Origin of the sequence: Chromobacterium sp. ASV23, assembly GCF_016428945.1 — a bacterium.
Classification (GTDB): Bacteria; Pseudomonadota; Gammaproteobacteria; order Burkholderiales; family Chromobacteriaceae; genus Chromobacterium; species Chromobacterium sinusclupearum.
Window position 1 is genome coordinate 25,910 of record NZ_JAELTR010000005.1, and the last position, 19,504, is coordinate 45,413.

14 protein-coding genes are annotated in these 19,504 nt (G+C 63.2%); 6 read left to right on the plus strand and 8 right to left on the minus strand.

Going from position 1 to position 19,504, the window contains the following annotated elements:
- Nucleotides 1-84: 84 nt before the first annotated feature.
- Nucleotides 85-258 (minus strand): hypothetical protein, encoded by a 174-nt coding sequence (locus JHD59_RS03810; protein WP_233163884.1) that lies wholly within the window; start codon nucleotides 256-258, stop codon nucleotides 85-87.
- A gap of 86 nt (nucleotides 259-344) precedes the next feature.
- On the opposite strand from JHD59_RS03810, the gene JHD59_RS03815 reads away from it, so the two are divergent.
- Nucleotides 345-737, plus strand: a complete 393-nt coding sequence (locus tag JHD59_RS03815; RefSeq protein WP_199153211.1) for a hypothetical protein — start codon at nucleotides 345-347, stop codon at nucleotides 735-737.
- Between the two features lie 857 nt (nucleotides 738-1,594).
- On the opposite strand, the gene JHD59_RS03820 is transcribed toward JHD59_RS03815, so the two are convergent.
- The 4 genes from JHD59_RS03820 to JHD59_RS03835 form a co-directional block, all read right to left on the minus strand.
- On the minus strand, nucleotides 1,595-4,828 hold the full coding sequence (locus JHD59_RS03820) for a transglycosylase domain-containing protein (RefSeq protein ID WP_199153212.1): 3,234 nt from the start codon (nucleotides 4,826-4,828) through the stop codon (nucleotides 1,595-1,597).
- Between the two features lie 240 nt (nucleotides 4,829-5,068).
- Nucleotides 5,069-6,772 (minus strand): putative 2-aminoethylphosphonate ABC transporter permease subunit, encoded by a 1,704-nt coding sequence (locus JHD59_RS03825; protein ID WP_199153213.1) that lies wholly within the window; start codon nucleotides 6,770-6,772, stop codon nucleotides 5,069-5,071.
- Nucleotides 6,766-7,866 carry a putative 2-aminoethylphosphonate ABC transporter ATP-binding protein gene (locus tag JHD59_RS03830; protein ID WP_103319680.1) on the minus strand — a complete coding sequence of 367 codons (1,101 nt, stop codon included), beginning with the start codon at nucleotides 7,864-7,866 and terminating at the stop codon, nucleotides 6,766-6,768. Before JHD59_RS03830 ends, JHD59_RS03825 begins: the two co-directional genes overlap by 7 nt.
- A gap of 80 nt (nucleotides 7,867-7,946) precedes the next feature.
- Nucleotides 7,947-8,969 (minus strand): putative 2-aminoethylphosphonate ABC transporter substrate-binding protein, encoded by a 1,023-nt coding sequence (locus tag JHD59_RS03835; RefSeq protein WP_199153214.1) that lies wholly within the window; start codon nucleotides 8,967-8,969, stop codon nucleotides 7,947-7,949.
- 234 nt (nucleotides 8,970-9,203) lie between these two features.
- Between JHD59_RS03835 and JHD59_RS03840 the strand changes: the two genes are divergently transcribed.
- From JHD59_RS03840 to JHD59_RS03855, 4 genes are all read left to right on the plus strand, one after another.
- Nucleotides 9,204-10,073, plus strand: coding sequence for a phosphate/phosphite/phosphonate ABC transporter substrate-binding protein (locus JHD59_RS03840; RefSeq protein WP_199153215.1), 870 nt, complete (start codon nucleotides 9,204-9,206; stop codon nucleotides 10,071-10,073).
- A 3-nt stretch (nucleotides 10,074-10,076) separates the two neighbouring features.
- Nucleotides 10,077-13,232 (plus strand): ATP-binding protein, encoded by a 3,156-nt coding sequence (locus tag JHD59_RS03845; protein ID WP_199153216.1) that lies wholly within the window; start codon nucleotides 10,077-10,079, stop codon nucleotides 13,230-13,232.
- A 57-nt stretch (nucleotides 13,233-13,289) separates the two neighbouring features.
- Complete coding sequence (locus JHD59_RS03850; protein ID WP_199153217.1) at nucleotides 13,290-14,897, plus strand: diguanylate cyclase; 1,608 nt, start codon at nucleotides 13,290-13,292, stop codon at nucleotides 14,895-14,897.
- 78 nt (nucleotides 14,898-14,975) lie between these two features.
- Nucleotides 14,976-16,610, plus strand: a complete 1,635-nt coding sequence (locus tag JHD59_RS03855) for a methyl-accepting chemotaxis protein (protein WP_199153218.1) — start codon at nucleotides 14,976-14,978, stop codon at nucleotides 16,608-16,610.
- Here JHD59_RS03855 and phnN read toward each other — a convergent pair whose 3' ends face one another.
- Genes phnN through phnF form a run of 3 tightly spaced genes read right to left on the minus strand, consistent with a single transcriptional unit; the run spans nucleotide 16,611 to nucleotide 18,575 of the window.
- The gene (gene phnN, locus JHD59_RS03860) at nucleotides 16,611-17,168 is read right to left on the minus strand and encodes a phosphonate metabolism protein/1,5-bisphosphokinase (PRPP-forming) PhnN (RefSeq protein ID WP_199153219.1); all 558 of its coding nucleotides are present in this window, start codon (nucleotides 17,166-17,168) and stop codon (nucleotides 16,611-16,613) included. It lies immediately after the preceding gene.
- A complete protein-coding gene (locus tag JHD59_RS03865; RefSeq protein ID WP_199153220.1) occupies nucleotides 17,158-17,853 on the minus strand; it encodes a DUF1045 domain-containing protein in 696 nt (231 codons plus the stop codon). Before JHD59_RS03865 ends, phnN begins: the two co-directional genes overlap by 11 nt.
- Nucleotides 17,853-18,575, minus strand: coding sequence for a phosphonate metabolism transcriptional regulator PhnF (gene phnF, locus JHD59_RS03870; RefSeq protein ID WP_199153221.1), 723 nt, complete (start codon nucleotides 18,573-18,575; stop codon nucleotides 17,853-17,855). Before phnF ends, JHD59_RS03865 begins: the two co-directional genes overlap by 1 nt.
- A 494-nt stretch (nucleotides 18,576-19,069) precedes the next feature.
- Here phnF and phnG point away from each other — a divergent pair, with 494 nt between their 5' ends.
- Nucleotides 19,070-19,504 carry a phosphonate C-P lyase system protein PhnG gene (gene phnG / locus JHD59_RS03875; RefSeq protein WP_199153222.1) on the plus strand — a complete coding sequence of 145 codons (435 nt, stop codon included), beginning with the start codon at nucleotides 19,070-19,072 and terminating at the stop codon, nucleotides 19,502-19,504.

The following is a 19,504-nucleotide window of genomic DNA, read 5'->3' on the forward strand; positions in this document are numbered from 1 at the left end:
GTTAGAGAACCTGAGCCAAGGCGCGCCGATGCAAGCGGCACTTGAGTACGGCAAGGAGGCGCAACGCAGGATCAGGGGGTTTGCTTAGCGGGTCTTCACACGGTCGCGGACAATCTTGCGCAACGCCTTTTCGTATTCATCTGATATCGAATGATCGGAAGAGAAACTATGATCAAAGCTCTGGTAAGAGATTTTCTCCTCCTCCTTGCATCCCGCTGCGGCGGGATTTTTTTTGCCTGCGACGCCCAGCCCTTCCATGCCCCTGCCCGCCCGGCCTCCCGGCTCCAGCGGCTTATCCGTGTACAATGAGCGCGACTTCAACCCTGCCTTCCCGGAGCATTTCGATGAAATCCATTCTGCTGCCCGTTGCCGCGCTGCTCATCGCCAGCGCCGCTTTTGCCGATGAGCCGGCCAAGCCGGTGATCACCGGCCATATCCTGCGTTTCGACTCCGCCTGCGATTTCACCGAGAGCAATGTGCGCATTCAACGTGATGCCATCCTGGTGGATGCCTCGCTCAAATCCGACGCCGCCGCAAGGATGAAGCAGGCCTCGCGCGACTTTCTCGGCCAGCCGGTGGTGATTGTGATCAATAACGTGCCGATCAGCGCGCCGGTGATGGCGGGTCAATTGTCAGCCGACAAGGCTCGATTCTCCGTCGCCCGCGATGCCGCCGCCAAACTGCTGCCTTCCCTGCTGGCCACCACCTGCTATCAGGTGCAGCCGCAAGCCAAATAACAGCCTCGCCAGCCAAGCCCCGCCTCCCCTCTGAGCCCAGGCTCGCCGACGCGGACAGCACTAGGGGCTGTTGACGTTTGGTGAGTGGATCGCGTTTGAGCCGATTTGGGCCGGAGGCAAGGCGCGCAGTCCGACGCATAGTCATTCTATGCAAGGACTGGGCAACGTGGCCTCCGGCCCAAAGCGGCCAAACCCGCAGGGCCGGGCGCCTTTCGCGCCGACTCTTCGTTGTTCCGCGCTGGCAGAGAATGACTATGCGGCGCGCGAAACGCCTCGATTCGGCGCGAAATGCGCTCCGGCGCGACCGCTCACCAAACGTCAACAGCCCCTAGGGCTTGGTGAGCGGTTCTGAATCCCGGCTTTCCTCCCCGCGCGATGGCCTGCGGCGCGCCTGGCTGGCCTTGCTCACAGTCGCAGCCGCCACGGACCGTCCGTCTTGTTTTGACATCGTTTGCGGCTGTTGATTGACCTGTCACATAAGTTGGCGGGTAAGGAATGGGCTGCAACGGCAAAAGAAAAAGGCCGCACGCAGCGGCCGCAAAGGGGGTAGTTGACCAGACTTTCTAGAAGTCAAAATTCAACTTAAGCTAATTTTAGCATGACGAATGCAAATTAAACATAACGATTTTAAAATAATATTGATTTCACAGAAAACACATGAATAAAAAACATGCATGAAATCCGCGGCGGCTATGCCATGCGCAGCCATTGCGACATGACGAATGCTGACAATGCATGGACGACCTGTGTCCAAAAACGCAACGCCACCCGCCGCTTGGCGGCCTTCATTGCCAATCCACGCCCCCGATCCGCTAGATAGCCCCCCAAGCATCCTTGCTCCACCGCAGCGGCGGCCGCTAACCGGAGCGCAGCCTGCGGTCATCGCGCCAGACTTTGGCGTTGGCCGGCGCATCCACATGCTGCGGCTTCAGCAACTTGCATACCCCGTCCAGATTAGGCACCAAGCATAAGGGCGTGCCGGATGGCAGGCCGGCATCCGTCATGCCCTCTGCCACGCTGTCCGCGCTGTGGCTGATTGCGTGGGCGCTCAGGTCCAGCTTGGGCATCAGCGTCGGCGCCAGCACTTTCAGCACCTGCACCGGCAAGGCGCTGGTGAACTTGTAGTCCGCCGCCTTCGGGCCGGCCACATAGGCGACGATGGTCCCGAAGTAATGATCGCCGATATAGAAGACAAAGGCGCCGGAACGGCTGACCACGCGCGCCGAGGTCAAGCCGCCGCCGCGCGAGAAGGTCTTGAAGCGGTTGTCGCCGGTGCCGGTCTTGCCGCCGATCAGCGTATGTTCGCCGTTATGATCGAAGGCGCCCGAAACGCGGTGGGCTGTGCCCTTGTCCACCACTTCGGACAATACCTGCCGCACCAGTTGCGGAATTTCGGGCGGCAGCACCCGCACGCCCTTGGCGGTCGGGCGATCCAGCGAAGTCTCGTACGGCGTGGCGGAGGCAAAATGCATCTTGTCGATGTATACCGTCGGCAAGCGCACGCCATCATTGGAGATGATGCCCATCAGCTCGGCCAGCGCCGCCGGCCGGTCTGCCGACGCCCCCAGCGCCGAGGCGTAAGACGGCACCAGCGAGTCGAACGGATAGCCCATCCGCTTCCAGGCCGCGTGAATCTGGCGGAACGCGTCGATCTCCTGAATCTCCTTGATCCGCGTATCCTGGCCGCCCTTGTGCTTGCTGTTGAACAGCCATTGGTAGACTTCCTGGCGCTGCGCCGTGCTGGCCTGGATCATTTCGCTCCAGCCGGCATCGGGATGCGCATGCAGATACGCCACCATCCACAGCTCCAGCGGATGGATGCCCGCCAGATAGCCGCGGTCCGCCAGATTGAAACGGTCCGGACCCATCTCGTCGTACAGCTTCGCCACCGCGTCATCGTCCAGCTTGGCAGGCGGCGTCTGGTATTTGGCGATGAAAGCGGCCATCGCCGGCCGGTCAGCCTCGGGATGCACGCTGCGGAAGATCACCGCCAGGCGCTTGGCGCTGCGGCGGGCCTTTTCCACCAGGATTTCGTCGATCTGCTCCGGCGTCTTGCCGCGATATTTGTGATAGAAGCCGGCCATGAAGGTCTTGCTCTCGCGGTCGGCGAAGCGCTGCAGGTACTCCCGCCGGCGCGGATCAGCCTGATCGTCCAGCACTTCGCGGTCATATCCTGGCGGGTACATATAGTAGTGGACGATATCGCGCATCAGCCGGATATAAACCAGATTGACCGAATGCTGCGTGGCATCGCGCAGCGTCATGATACGGTTGTTGTCGCTCTTTTCGAAATTCTCAAAAGTATGGCGGCCGCCGCCGGTAAAGAAGCTTTCGCCTGGATTGGCGCTGTACTTGCGCTCCATCGACGCCGCCAGCATCGTGGCCAGGGTGCGGTCATCGGCCTGCTTCAGATAGTCTATCGCCCAGCGCCGCAGCACCGGCTCGTGTTCGGTCGGCTTGATCTGGGCCAGCTCCTCCTGGCTCAGGCCGGCGTACTGGCGATGCAGGTCGGCGATGACTTCCAGATAGGTGACCAGGGTGCGCAACTTGGAGGTAGAGCCCAGGTCCAGCTTGGTACCCTCGTTGATGTCGAACGGCTGGTCGAAGTTGTCGGCCTGCACCCTCACCTTGTTGCCGGTGGGCGTGCGCTCGATCAACGTGAAGCTGTAGGTCACGCCGCCCGGCTCGCCCTGCTGCAGCAGGAATTTATCGCCGAGCCCCACCGACTTGGCATAGTCCGGATCGCGCAGCTTCAGCAGCAGATCCGTCACCTGTTGCTGCAGCTGCGAATCCAGCGTGCTGTTGACGGTCAGGTCCAGATGATCCAGATCATACATGCGCGGCATGCCCAACATGCCGGACAGCTTGACGCGCACCGCATTGGCGCCCTTGCGCTCCACCACAGAGGACGAAGTCGGCCGCACCCGCTCGCGTTGCTGGCGCAGCGACACCTGCAAGGCGGCATCGCGCAGCTCCGGCGTGATCACTTTGTCGCGCGCCATCAGCCTCAGGTAAGAGTCGGTGATCTCCTCCAGCACCCGCATGTCGCCGTTGAGGTAGTAAGACGGGCTGCGCTGCGAAATCATCAGGCTCAGCGCTTCCTTGAACACGGTGGCCTGTTCATTGACCGAATGCGGCGTATTGCTGGCCAGCGTGCTGTTCACTTCGTCGAAGGGCCGGCCATACCACGCCCACATGCCGTCGCCTATGCCGGATATCTCGCCGAAGCCTGCGCGCGCCGCAAGCGGCACGGTATTCAGATATGCCACTACCAGCTGCCGCCTGGCGGCGCTGGTATCGGTGCCCTGCATATAGGCGCGGGTGGAGGCGGACAGCATCTGCCGCAGTTTTTCCTTGGGCGAGCCGGTGCGCCCGCCCGGCGAGTGGCGGAATTTCTCGATCTGCGTCGCCAGCGTGCTGCCGCCGGCCGAGTGATAGCCTGGCCGGAACAGGTGCAATGACTCGTCCGCCAGCGCCTTGCCGAAACGCGACCACTCCACTGCCGGGTTCTGCTGCGGATTGTCTTCGTCCAGCAGAGTGTGGTTTTCGATGTACAGCAGGCCACTCACCAGCAGCCGCGGCAAGGCGTCGAAGTTGGGATAGACCCGCTGAGGATAAGTCGATTGATAGATGGGCCGGCCGTAGCCGTCATACAGCAGCAGACCGGACTGATCCTTCTCGCGGTATTGCGGAAAGATACCCAGCTTGAACCATGGCGATGCGACGCCATAATCGATCAGATGGATGAACTGCGGCGACTGGCGCGCCTGCGCGGAAATCTCAAAGCCCCTATCCTGCAAGCGCTTCAGATAAGCGGGCAGTCCAGCATAACCCATGCGGATATCGTAAGGTCCGCCAGGCTCGGGAAACCGCATCTCCTTGCTCTTGCCCGGCGCCATCTGGTAGGTGGCGCCGCTGACTGCGTGGCTGAAAAACCACGACTGAAACCGCGAGGTATGCACCTCGTTCAAAAACAGCGAAATCCCCAGCCCGCACAGGGCCAGGAACAAGCCCGCCAGCACCCACCATGTCGTCGTCGAAGAAGATTTGCTCTTGCCCAATCCGATTTTGGCTTCAGGAGTATCTATCATTTTCCGCCGGCCCCCAGGGCCGCCCCCACGCATGTACTGGAGAAAACTACTGGCCAGACCGAACTTCACCAACATGCCCCGCCGCACCGGGGCTTTCTCTCAATATCGGATAGCCGACGCGCTTTAGAAAGGAAGGAAAAGCTTGTTAAAGAAACTCCCGACGCACGGCGGCATCGATCCGAGCAACGGCATGCGCTGGAGGCTGTCGACTAGGGGCTGTTGACCGCCTCCAAGCGTGCATCAAACACCGCGCCAATGCTGGTGGCGACGCGCCAAAACCCGCTCCAGCCAAAGAATCAGCAGGGAGGCGATGGCCGATGTCACTACGATCAGCGTCGACATCGCCGCGGCAGCCGCGGTGTCGCCTGCGTCATCCATGGTCACAATCGCCACAGCCGCCAGGCTGCGCGAAGGACTGATGATGAAAATCAGCGCCGATAGCGTGGTCATCGCCGACACAAACAGAAACCGCACCACATCCAGCAGCGCCGGCAGGCACACCGGCAGCGTCACTCGCCTCAGCGTAGTCCAGAACGGCACCTTCAGCGAGGCCGCCACCGCCTCGAATTCGCCATCGAGCTGGTTCAAGGCGGTGGCGACGGTCAGATGCGCCGTGGTGTAGAAGTGGGCGACCGTGCACACCACCATCAGCGCCATGCCGCCATACAGGAAGTTCAGCGGATTATCCGGATGATTGAAGAAGAACACATAGCCCAAGCCCAGGACCAGGCCCGGCACCGCCATAGGCAACATGGCGAAGAAACGCAGCAGGCCGCGGCCCAGCGGCGCCGCTTTCAGCTTTTCGCAAGCGTAGGCGCCCAGAAAAACCAGCACGCAGCCAATCAACGCCGTCGCCGCCGCCATCTGCAGGCTGTTGAAAAACGCAGCCCAGCCGCCGCCGTCGACATCGTCAAAACGATAATGCGCCAGCGTGAACGACATATTGTATGGCCAGTATTGGATGAAGGAGGCCGCCACGCCCATGCCCAGCATGGCCAGCAGCGGCAGCGAGATCCATAGCAGCAGCAGCGTGGCCGCCGCGTCGCGCCGGATGTCCGGCGCCGGCGCATACAGCACGGCGCGCGCGGTCAAGGCCGCTTGTTGCCGCCGTGACAAGACGCGCTCGATGAAAAACGACAACACGGCGGGCAGCAACAGCATCAGCCCAACCACCGCGCCGCGCGGGAAGTTTTGCTGGCCGACCACCTGCTTGAACGCCTCCACCGCCAGCACATTGCAATCGCCGCCCACCACTTTGGGCACGCCAAAATCGGTCATCACCAGCGTAAACACCACCAGCGCCGACGAAACCAGCCCGTAGCGCGCGCCCGGCAGCGTAATGGTCAGAAACTGACGCAGCTGGCCCGCGCCCATCGCCCGACCGGCCTCGAACAGCCTCGCATCGGCCGCCGCCAGCGCAGCGGACAGAATCATGACGGCATAAGGGAAGGTATAAAATGCCTCGCCCAGCACCACGCCCCAGAAGCCGTAGATGCTGCCGCCGTGCAGCCAGCTCTTCAGCAGGCCCTGGTTGCCGAACAAATACACCAGCGAGATCGCCGGCATCAACGACGGCGCCAACAGCGGCAGCAGCGCGATCTGGCGGAACAGGCCGCGCCCCGAGGCGTGGGTGCGGCATAGCGCCCAGGCAAAGGCGAAAGCCAGCGGCACCACGATCGCCGACACCGTCAGCGACAGCAGCAGGCTATTGCCGGCCGCCCGCATCAGGCCCGGCGACTCCAGCACCTCGGTAAAATTGTCCAGGCCGGCGAAATCGCCATTCATGGTCAAAACGGACTTGCCCAGGATGAACAGCAAGGGCAGGCCCAGCGCCAGGGCCAACAGCACGACCAGCCCCCACACCAGCGCCGTCGCCGCCCATTTTTCCCTGTCCACACGCGCCAGGCTGGTGGGGCGGACGATTCTTTGCACTAGGCTCAGCATGCGGCCTCCCTGGGATAGGCGCGCAACATCGAGGCCGGCAGCTCCACCGGCACGGTCTCGCCCGGCACCAGCGGCTGGCGGTTCAGCATGGACGGGCAGACCTCGGCCCGCAGCGTCACGCCGGGCATGCCCTCCGGCAGCAGACGCACATGCGTCATCGCGCCGCCGAAGCCCACATCCTCTACCCGCGCCAACAGGGTATTCGGCGCGCGTTCCCAGCGCGGCTTGATGATGATGTCTTCGGGGCGCAGGAACAGCGTCAATGCGTCTCCCGCCGGCAAATCCCGTTCCAGCGACAGCACGCAGCCGCCGACCAAGGCCTGGCGCTCGCCGCGGCGTTCCGCCGGCAGCCAGTTGGCCTCGCCGACGAATTCGGCCACGAAGCGGCTGGCCGGACTGCGGTAGATCTCGGCAGGCGTGCCTATCTGCTCAATCCGGCCGGCGTTCATCACCACCACGCGGTCGGCGATGGCCAGCGCCTCCTCCTGATCATGCGTCACCATCAGCGTGGTGACGCCCAGGCGCTTCTGCAGGCCTTTCAATTCCTCGCGCAGCTTGTCGCGCACCCTCGCATCCAGGGCCGACAAGGGCTCGTCCAGCAGCAGCAGGCCCGGCGAGGTCGCCAGGGCCCGCGCCAGGGCCACCCGCTGTTGCTGGCCGCCGGACAGTTGCGCCGGATATTTGCGCTCGGCGCCGGGCAGGCCGACGATGTCCAGCAACTCGCGCACGCGGCGCGCATGGGCTTCCCTGTCGCGCCGCGGGGTCAAGCCGTAGGCGATATTGTCGGCCACGGTCAGATTGGGAAACAGCGCATAGCTCTGGAACACGATGCCGTAATCGCGCTTGGCCGGCGCTTCGCGGGTGATGTCGCGCCCCGACAGATGAATGGCGCCGGCATCGGGCAAGTCCAGTCCGGCGATCAGCCGCAACAAGGTGGTCTTGCCGCAGCCGGACGGCCCCAGCAAGCAGACGAACTCGCCCTTGCGGATGGAAAGGGATACGGCGTCCAGCGCGGTAAAAGCGCCAAAACGGCGGGTCAAGGCATGCGCGGACAAATGCTCGGACAGGCCGGATAGGCTATCGACCGGTTTCATCGGGTGCTCCAAAGTGCCTGAGGCAGGATGCATGGATAAATCAAAGCCGCCCCGCATGGGGGCGGCTGCGAGACGAGCGCTTATTCCTTCGGCGCGGCCTTGCTTTCATATCGGCTGGACCATTCCTTCAGGATGGCGTCGCGGTTCTGGGCGGCCCAGCCGAAGTTGTTCTTGGACAGGCGCTGCGAGTAGTCCACCGGAATGAACGGGTTCTGCTTGGCCACGCCCGGCATCGCCAGCACGGCGTAGTTCTGCTCGTACAGTTTCATCGCCGGCAGGCTGACGGAGAAATCGGCCAGTTTTCTGGCGGCAGCCAGGTTCTTGGTGCCCTTGATGATGGCGGTGGCTTCCAGATCCCAACCCAGGCCTTCCTTCGGATAGATCAGGTCGATCGGCGCGCCTTTTTCCTTCAGTTGCGCGCCGCGATATTCAAAAGAAATCCCAATCGGGTACTCGCCGGCGGCGGCCATCTTGCACGGCTTGGAGCCGGAGTGGACGTACTGCGCCATATTGACGTGCAGCTTGTCCATGTAATCCCAGCCTTTCTTCTCGCCCATCATCTGCAGCCAGGCGGAAACATCCAGATAGCCGGTGCCGGACGAAGCCGGATGCGGCATGACGATCTGGCCCTTGTAGACAGGCTTGGTCAGGTCCGCCCAGCTTTCCGGCTTGGGCAGATTCTTCTTGGCGGCTTCGACGGTATTGAAGCAGATGGTGGCGGCCCACACGTCCATGCCGGTCCACTTCGGCGGCTTGGCCTTGTCGACGAATTGCGGGCTCAGCTTCTCCACGCCCTTGGGCGCGTAGGCTTGCAGCATGCCTTGCTGATCCAGGATCATCAGGCTGGTGGCGGCCAGGCCCCAAACCACATCGGCCTGCGGATTGTTCTTTTCCGACAACAGCTTGGCCGTGATCACGCCGGTGGACTCGCGCACCCAACGGATTTCAATGTCCGGGTTGGCCTTTTCGAACGCATCCTTGTAGTCCTTGACCTGATCCGCTTCCAGCGCGGTGTAAACGGTCAACACCGTCTTGGCCTGGGCCAGCGGGGCGAACAGGCCGCTCAGGGCCAGACAGGTTGCTACAGCCATCAGCTTCTTCATCGACAACGCTCCTTTGTTTAGACGTATAGACAAATTTGCCCATACACCGACCCACTACGAAAACTGCGGCTACTATGCCGCGCCGCAATGACAGGTCCGTGAACGGAAGATGAAGCTTGTTTTTCCTAGCTAGACCAATGCGCCGCAACATTCTTCCGTGCAAACGCATTACGCAGAAATATCTATATTGACAATTGATTCCCCCGCTCCATATCAGCAAGTGGAAAGGACAACATGGTCGCACTCCGTCCACAACGCGACGCAAAACGCCAAGGAAAAACCGTCGGCCGAATCTTATTGGAAGCGTTGCTGATCTCGCTGATCGCTTGGCAGGCCGGCGCCGCCTCCGCAATCGTCCATGTGGGCATCGTGCCGCAACAGTCCTCCTTGAACCTGGCGCGCAATTGGGGGCCGCTGCTGCAATACCTGGGCAAACAATGTTCGCTGAATCTGCAGTTCGAAACGGCTCCGGATATCCCATCCTTCGAACAGCGCGTCGCCCAGGGCATGTACGACCTGGTGTATTTCAACCCGCTGCACTACGTCCAATTCCATGACACCGTCGGCTACCAGGCCCTGGCGCGCGAAAAAGACCGCAAGCTGATTGGCCTGATCGTGGTGCGCAAGGACAGTCCGATCCAGGATGTCCGCCAGCTGGACCGGCAAACGCTGGCGTTACCGGCGCCGGAGTCCTTCGCGGCGAGCGTGCTTCCCAAGGCGCAGCTGGAAGCGATGAACATCCACGTAGGCGTCCGCTACGTCGGATCCCACGAATCGGTTTACCTGGCCGTCAGCCAGGGACTGTTCCCCGCCGGGGGCGGCATCAACCGCACCTGGCAGCAGCTTGACCCGCAAACCCGACAAAACCTGCGCGTCTTGTGGCAAACTCCGCCATACACGCCGCACGCCTTCGCCACCCATCCCAAAATGCCGCCGGAGCAGCGACAATGCTTGCTGCAGGCGCTGACCGGCCTGGCCAACACGCCGGATGGGTCGGCCCTGCTGCAAGCATTGTCGCTGCAAACGCTCACGGCGGCGAAAGACAGCGACTGGAACGACATCCGCCAGCTGCGCATCCACTACCATCCTCCGGGGGAGCGCTGATCGATGTCGTTCCGGCTCAAGACCATACTGGGCATCGCGCTGATCGAAATGATCATGCTGGGCATTCTGTTGCATTTCAGCCTTGGCCTGCTGCACGACACCAGCGCTACGGAAATGCGCACACGGGCTCAAGTCATTGCCGAACAGTTCGCCCAGGCCAACCAGAATGCGGTGCTCAGCACCGACCTGGCCACACTGCAAAGCACGGTGGAGCAGATGGCGCGCTCGCCGGGCATCGTATTCGCCCGCGTGCGCGACGGGCGCGGCCGCATACTGGCCGAGGCCGGCGACCCTCTGGCCCTGGCCTTGCCGCCGTTGGCGACGCAAGACATAGATCAGGCTTCGCCCAATGAGCCGCTGACCATCCATCGCAACATCGAAGTCGGCGGCATCCATTACGGACAAGTTGAGTTGGGCACTTCGGTTGCCGCCCACCAGCAGTTGATGCGGCAAGCCAGGGAAAAAGGCTTGTTTCTGGCGGTGCTGGAACTCCTGCTCTCCGCTTTGTTCTCGCTCCTGCTCGGCCTGTACCTGACCCGCCAGCTCCACGCGCTGCGGCAGGCGGCGGAGAAAATCGCCAACGGCGAACTGGGCCATCAGATACCGGTGCGAGGCAAGGACGAGCTGGCCCGCACCATAGGCATGTTCAACCAGATGTCGCGCCGGCTGGCTGAGGAGCATGGCAGGATGGAAGACGCCTTGCGCCAGGCGGCGCGGTCAGCCGAGCACCTGCGGCAGAAGGATCGGGTGCTGGACGCCATCAACTATCTGCAAAGTCTATTCATAGGCAAAGCCGATCCAGAAACCATGTTCAGCTACGCCCGCGACATCCTGCTGCTATGGTTCGACGCGGAACACGGTTTTCTTTGCGAGGTGCGCAATCAAACCAGCCAGCCGCAGTTCCGTCCGCTCACGCCGCTGCTGTGCCCGCCGCAACAGATCGATGCGGAGGGCCTGCTCGACATCTGCCTGTACCGGCAGCAGGAACATTTGTTGAACCTACAGCAAAGCGCCGCAGGCCCCTTCCGCGGCGACAGTCATTTCCTGAGCATTCCCATCACGCTGGCCGCTCGCGTCATCGGCACCTTCACACTGTTCTTGCCGCGCCCGGTGATGCCGGAACGCGGCAACGACATCCCGCAACCCCTGATGAATACGCTGGGTCAACTGATTCTGGCCAGCCAGGATCAGCAAATACTGGAGCAAACACAGCTGCAGCTGACCCGACAACAGATGCAACTGTCTGCCGTCATCGAAACGTCCATTGACGGCATCGCGACGCTCGATGTCAACGGTGTCATCGCCAGCGCCAACCAAGTGGCCGAGAAATTGTTCCGGCTGCCGCGCGGCAGCCTGGTCGGCACCTCAGTGCTCGAGCTGATCTCGCCAGAGTGCCTGGACAAACTGCAATCGATGCTGCACGACAAGAGCAGCGAGCTGGGCAACCTGCTGCAACTCACCGCGATCCGCTCCGACGGTACGCCGTTTCCGATGGAAATGGCGCTCACCAACATGCCTAACGCCGGCGACGCCTGTTTCAACCTGACCATGCGCGACATCTCGGCCCGGCAGGCGGTGGAGCAGGAGCTGATGCGCGCCAAAGAGCAGGCCGATGCCGCCAACCAAGCCAAGAGCGCCTTCCTCGCCACCATCAGCCACGAAATACGCACGCCGATGAACGGCGTGCTGGGCATGCTGGAACTATTGCAGATGAGCGAACTGGACGCGGAGCAACGGGACACGCTGGACACCGCGCTGGACTCGGCCGGCACCTTGCTGCGGCTGATCGACGACATCCTCGATTTCTCTAAAATCGAGGCTGACCAGCTGGAACTGGTCAAGACGCCCACCGCCATCTGGCCCTTGCTGCAGCGCGTGCTCAGTCTATATGCCCGCTCCGCGGAACAGAAAAACCTGCACTTCGATCTGGAGATCGATCCGCGGCTGGCGCCGACGCTACTGCTGGACCCGCTACGACTGCGGCAGATCCTGCAAAACTTTCTCAGCAACGCGGTAAAGTTCACCGCCACCGGCAGCATCAAGCTGCGAGTGGCGGTGCGACAAGATGCCGGCGACAGACAAGCGCTGTCTTTCGATGTCATCGATACCGGCATCGGCATCGCGCCGGACAAACTGGAAAAACTGTTCCAGCCGTTCACCCAGGGCGATTCCCATACTACCCGCCGCTACGGCGGCGCCGGCCTGGGCCTGGCCATCTGCCGCCACTTGGCCGAGCTGATGGGCGGCGAGGTGCTGTTACGCAGCCAGCCCGGGCGCGGCACACAAGCCAGCCTCCATCTCACCGCACAAGTGGTCAACACGCTGGAACCCGCGGCCATCGAGCAGGAAAAAACCGAATACGTCAGCGACCCGTCCAAGCGCATCCTGATGGTGGAAGACAATCCCACCAATCTGAAGCTGGCGATACGCCAGCTGGAAAAACTCGGTTACCGCCCCGACACGGCCGAGGACGGGCAGCAAGCCTTCGAAAAATGGCGGCACGGCGAATACCACTTGGTATTGACCGATTGTCTGATGCCGAATATCAGCGGCTATGAATTGGCGCGGCTGATCCGCAGCTACGAAACCGAGCATCCCTCGCGCCGGCGCACCATCATCATCGCCTGCACTGCCGGCACCACGCCCGAAGAATTGCAAAAGGCCCGCGACTCCGGCATGGACGACTGTCTGGTCAAACCGCTTGCGCTGGATACTTTGGCCAGCATGCTGGAAAACTGGCTGAAAAAACCGCCGTCCATGGCATCGGACGCAATACAGCAGACGCCTGCCAAACTGGACGCCAATGCCCCGCTCAATCTCTTGGCGCTCAGCAAACAGAGCGGGGGCAATCCCAAAATGGAAAATGATCTGCTCGCCGACTTCCTGAGACAGGCCAAACGCCATCTCTCCCGCATCCGCGATGCCATCATCAGCGACAATATGCCGCTCATCGCCGCCGCCGCCCGCGATCTCTCCGCGGCGGCAAAGCAGATCGGCGCCCGAGATATCGCCGCAACCGCAGAACACATGGAACAGGCGGCCAGCGCTCTGCGCGCCGAGGCGGTGCCCAGACTGATACTGCAATTGGAGGCAAACTGCCAGGAGGTGGAGCAATGGCTCGTGCAACGCAGCGCGCCCAACGCCTTGAATCTGGGATGACGGCGCGGCACTCGCGAGGTTGGCTAACGTGAGACACCCGGCGTCCGATAGGTTCCGATGACTATTCGCCACCTTTTCGACAGCATCGTCACCCGGCTGCTCGCGCTTGCCCTGTTGATCGTCCTCACCGGGTCGCTGACGCGCTACTATGCGTTGAGCGCCTTCCTGCGCGAGGACCTCAGCAAGGTGATGGAAGCGCAGCAACTGGCGCTGGCCAACTACGTCGCCCATGACATCGACGAAAAGGTGGTGCAGCGCGAAATGCTGCTGAACCGGCTGGCCCGCGACTTGCCCCGCCCCATGCTGGAGGATCCTCCTCGCTTGGAACAATGGCTGCGGGAGCATTACGATTACCAGCCGATGTTCTCCATCGGCATGCTGGTGCTAGGACTGGATGGCATGGTGATCGCGGACTACCCTCCTACGCAGGGCCGCCGGCAAATCTCGTTTGCCGATCGAGATTACTTCCACGCCGCGCTGTCCGGACGGCCCTATATCGGCAAGGCGGCGATCGGCCGCGTAACCAAGGTGCCGGTTCTGCCGATGAGCGCCCCCATCAGGGGGACAGATGGCCGCGTTCAGGGTGTGTTGGTAGGGATCACCGCGCTGGGCGCGCCGGATTTTCTGGAACTGATGCAGCATAGCCGCATCGGCAACCATCAAGACAGCTTCCTGCTGATTTCCCCGCGCGACCGTCAATTCGTCGCCGCCTCGGAACCGGACATGATACTGAAACCGCTTCCGCCGCCCGGCGTCAACCCGCTGCACGACAAGGTCATGACCGGCTGGCGCGGCACCGGCATCACCATCAACGCCAAAGGCGTGGAGGAAGTCTGCGGCGTCGCCTCGGTGCCCAGCGCCGGCTGGTTCGTCGTGGCGCGGATTCCCAGCAAAGAAGCCTTCGCCACCGTGGATAGGGTCAAGCAATTCACGCTGCGCAATACCTTGCTCGCGCTGGGCATATTCACCATGGTAACGTGCTGCGGCATGTACATCGTGCTGCGTCCGCTGTTCGTGACCGCCCGCCACGCCGACCAGATGACTCGCGGCGAACTGCCCCTGGAACCGCTGCCTATCCACCGAAACGACGAAGTGGGCCACCTGATCGCCGCTTTCAACCGCCTGCTGCACAAACTGGACCGGCATCAGCTGGAGCTGGCCAGGCTAGCCCACCACGATCCCTTGACCGGACTGCCCAATCGCGCGCTGCTGACCGACCGCCTGCAAGTGGCGCAGGCCCAGGCCAAGCGCAAGGGCAACGCTCTGGCCCTGCTGTTCATGGATTTGGACGGCTTCAAAACCATCAACGACAAGCATGGCCACAAGGCTGGGGACAAGGTGCTGTGGCTGGTGGCGCAACGGCTGTCGGCGATTGTGCGACAGACCGATACGCTGGCGCGCATCGGCGGCGACGAGTTTGTGCTGCTGTTGAGCGATCTGGACGATAATGCCGAAGACATAGCCCGCACCGTGGCGGCAAAGTGCCTGGAAGCCTTCGCCGCGCCGTTCCCGGTCGGCGGAGCCGATTGCACGCTGGGCATCTCCATCGGCATCGCCATCGGCAGCGGCTTGAGCACGCCGGACCGGCTGCTGCAGGCGGCGGACCAGGCCATGTACCGGGTGAAGAAAACCGGCCGCAGCGGTAGCGAAACCATACGCGTGTAGCCGGCGCCTGCCCATCGTCATATTTTCGATGCGGTCCCGACCAACCATTACAGTTTTCCAATCTGCGAGAGCGCCCCGATGAGGTTACTGCAAACAATCAAGGTAGGTCCCCGGCTCGCCGTCTCCTTCATGGTGCTGCTGGCCTTTTTGCTGGCGATTGCCGCCAGCGTGTGGAGCGGACTGGCCCGAATCGAACAGGCTACCCGCGTCATCGTCAGCGAAGACGCCAGCAAACAGCAGGCGGCGGCGGACCTGGACCGCTATTCGCAAAGCGCCGCCCTGCTGCTGTTGCAGATCGTGTCCACCCCGGATCAGCCGCAGCGCGTGCCGCTGTACGCGGCGATGGACGAGGCCAACCGCAAGAGCAACGACGCGCTGCAAAGGCTCAAGGCGCTGCCATGGAGCGCGGAGCAGGCTGGCGCGCTGCAAAAGCTGGCCGATCTGCGCGCCGCCTACGCCAAGGCCTTCGGCGACACCGTGGACCTGGTCGAGGCCAACGACCCGGCGGCCCTGGCCAAGCAATACGGCAGCCAGACACGGCCTGCGCTGCAGGCGCTGCTCAGCGCCACCGCGGATCTGGCGGCAGTACAACAAAGCCACATGAACGCGGAAATGGCCGACGTGCTGTCGCTGATGGGCGCCACCCGCGGCTTGCTGCTGGGGTGCTGCGTCGCGGCCGCGCTGGCTGGGTTGCTGCTCGCCTGGAGCGTCACCCGCAGCATTACCCGGCCGCTGGAGCATAGCGTGGCGGTATTGGGCTTGATGGCGCAGGGCGATCTGCGCAGCGAAGTCCATGCCGCCGGCAACGACGAAACGGCGCAAATGCTGCGGCGGATGAGCCGCATGCAGGCGGAACTGGCCACCCTGGTGCGCGAGCTGCGTGCCTCGGCAGACGTGGTGGCGGATACCGCCTCCTCCACCCGCGGCAGCGCCGCGGAAGTGGCCGGCGGGGTCGAACGCCAGCAAGCGGAAATCCATCAGATCAACGGCGTGGTCGGCGACTTCGCCGCCAAACTCGACCGCGCCGCCGCCACCGCCGATCAAGCCAGACGCCAGGCCAGAAACGCCGCCGAACTGGCAGACCGCGGGCAAAGCCTGATCGAAACCGCCTCGCGCGAGATCAGCCTGATCGCCGAACAAATCCAGGGCAGCGCCGAGTCGGTGGATGCGCTGCGCCAACGCGCCAACTCCATGCACGACATGATTGAGTCGGTGACCGACATCGCCGAACAAACCAATATGCTGGCGCTGAACGCCGCCATCGAGGCCGCCCGCGCCGGCGAAATGGGCCGCGGCTTCGCCGTGGTGGCGGACGAGGTGCGCAATCTGGCCGGGCGCACCGCCCAGGCCACGCGTGAAATCAATCATGTGATCGCCGCGATGGACAGCCAGACGTCCGAGGCGATGGCGCGCATCCAACAAGGGCACCGCGAGATGGCGCGCGGCGTGGCGCTGATCAGCGAGATCGTCCAACCGTTGACCGAGTTGAAACTCGGCGCCACTGCCACGGTGGGCGAGCTGGACCGGCTAGCCGTCGATATCGAGGAACAAGTGCGGGAAAGCCAGGCCATCGCCGGCAGCGTGTCGAAAATCGCCCGCTCCGCAGACGAAAGCCTCAAAGCCAGCCAGGATGCCAGTCTCAGCAGCGGCCGGCTGCAGGAAGTCAGCGCCACGCTGCAAACGCAGATGCGGCGCTTCGTGGTGGACAACTGATCAGGCCGGCTGGCGCGCCAGCAGGGCCAGCAAACGCGCGCCGGCCTCGGCCAACTCGCCGTCGTTCCACAACACCTCGCACCCGGGAGGCGGCGCGAAGCTGCCCGCCTCCACCAGCCGGCGGGCGATGTCCTCGGCAGACTCCCGGCCGCGCCCCGCCAAGCGCGCCGCCAACACTTCCGGGCTGGCGGTGATCCATAGCGGACGCAAGGCAGGGAAACGCTGCGCCGCCAGCGGCAGCATCGAACGCGAACCGTTGACCACGACATCCAAGCCCTGGGCCAGCCACATCGCCACCTCCACGCCCAGTCCATAAGCCAGGCCGTGCCGCCGCCAGCACAAGGCGAAACAGCCGCTCGCCTCGCGCGCGGCAAATTCCTCCGCGCTCAGCGCCACATGGTTCTCGCCGCCGGCATCGGCCGGCCGGGTGATGTAGCGGTGGGCGAACATCACGCCCGCGCCTGGCGGCAGATGCCGTCGCGCATAAGCCAGCAGACTGTCCTTGCCGGCACCGGACGGGCCGATCACATACCACAGCGTCCCCGGCTCAATCGCCATAACGCGTCACCTCGCCGTCAAAACCGCAGTAAGCCAGATAATGAAAGGGGCCGCCCTGCTCGCGCTCAACAAACACGGCGATGCCATCGACCGTGTGCGCGTTCAAAACGCCGGCGAAATGGCGGCGCGCGCCCTGCTCCAAGGCCTTGGCCTGCGGCGATGCCTTGGGCAGCGTGTCCGATAACGTCATGTGGAAGCGGAATTGTTCGAACACATAGGGATAGCCCCAGCGCCGATACAGCGCTTGCTGCCGCGGGTCCAAGCCCGCGCGCGGCTTGAGCGGCGCGCCGCGGTCCGCCAAGGGTTCCAACGCCACAGCGCAGGCCGCCGCCAGCTCGTCCAGCTCAGGAGCGGCTTCCGCAGGCCGCAGCGCCAGGAAGCTATCCAGCCAATCCACTTGCAGATTCAACGCAAACGGCCGGAACGCAGCGGCCAACTCGGCCACATGGCGCAACAGCGTGCCGGCCTGGACATCGATCCGCAGCGGAAACGGCGCTTTCAAGGTGGCGTGCCAGCCATAGCGGGCGGCATCCCGAGTCAGCGTCGCCAAAACGCCGGCATCGATGCCGGCGATCTGCGGCTGCGTCAGCGCCTTGCCGCTGGCAGCGTCGCCTCCCAGCCACTGGCAACCGGCGCGCCATAATGGGCTGCCGGGTTTGGGCGCGTAATACACGGCGTAGCGCATCACTCCTGCTCCATCACCAGTTGCACCAGATCGCCGTTGAAACAGGTAATGCCGTACTGCACCGGCACGCCGGCCGGGTCGACGTTCAGCGATTTGACGTGCAACACCGGGCGGTTCTTCGGGATGCCCAGATAATCCACCACCTCGGCATCCGGCAAGCGCGCGGTGACGCGGGTAAAACGGCGGGTATAGTCCGGCACGCCGCAGGCTTCCAGCGCGCGCGTCACCGAGCGGTGCTGCAGATAGACCTGCGGCAGGCCCGGGAAGCGCGCGGCCGGAAAGAACATCGTCGCGTAATCGACCACGCGGTTCTCCACCCGGCTCAGCGTCTTGATGCGGTACAGCGTGTCGCCCACGGCGACTTGCAGCAGATCGGCCAGCTCCGCGTTGGCCGGCACCGTGTCGCTGTTCAGGATGTCGATGTCGGAACTGAGGTTCTGCCTTGCCATGTTCTGCGAGAAGCGCGTGCGCTTGCTGATGGCGTAGTCGATCGCATTGTCCTGCACGAAGGTGCCGCGCCCCTGCTCCACCCGCAGCAGGCCGCGCTCCACCAGCGTGGCCACCGCGCGGCGTATGGTGTGGCGGTTGACGGCGAATCGTTCCGCCAGTTGCAACTCGGTGGGCAGCTGCTGGCCAGCCTGCAATACGCCGCCGGCGATGTCCGCCGCCAGCGTTTCTTCTATCTGTCGCCACACGGCGACGCCGGAACCTCTTTCTATCATTCCTATCCTTCCTATCCCTTAGCGTTTCTTAAACGACGTTTTCGCCTGGATCTGCAAATAGCAAACACGGGGGCCGACGCGCCCAGGTCCCTTCAAGCCTGCCGTCGGGTGGCAGGCCCGAGGTTTTAAGCGGCTGCCTGTTTGAGCGATTTGACGTTAGCAAATCGCGAGTTCAGCCGCGCCTCGGGCCTGACGGGTCCCGGCGGGAAGCCGCAGGCCAGGCTTGCAGGGTGGCTTTTAGGGGTGGAGGGGATATTTGGCCACACAAATATCCCCTCCCTGCCAGCCGGGCAGCCCCGGCTATGAAAAGCATCATCCGCGCAGCGGATTCAAAAAACATGTTGATCACAGCAGCGCTAAAGCAATCGTCTGCATCCGCCTTTAAAACGTCACAAAAACTTCATCGCCGCATGCTGTTAATCCATTCCACGCTGCCATTATCATGGATACGTCTATACGTTTATATGAATTTTTCTTGAACCATGAGGCAGATGATGGACACCTCCACCCGACAGCGCTGGCTCGCCGTGCTGGCCAACAGCCCAATCGAGCGGCTGCTGGAATTGTTGCCCCCGGCGCTGCCCGCCGCGCCGCGCTGGCTGCGCCGCGCCGAAACCGGCCTGATGATGCTGCAAGGCCGCAGCGGCGGCAGCGGCGCCCGCTTCAATCTGGGCGAAATCAGCGTCAGCCGCGCCAGTTGCCAGATAGGCGATCACGTCGGCCACGGCTGGGTGCGCGGCGGCGATGGCCGCCATGCCGAGCTGATCGCCCAGGCCGACGCGCTGCTGCAAGACCCGGCGCGCCATAGCCAGCTGATGGAGCAATGGATTACGCCGCTGGCCGCGGAGCTGTCCAAGCGCCGCGCCGAACGCTCGCGCGAGGCCGCCGCCAGCAAGGTGGAGTTTTTCACCATGGTGCGAGGAGAATGA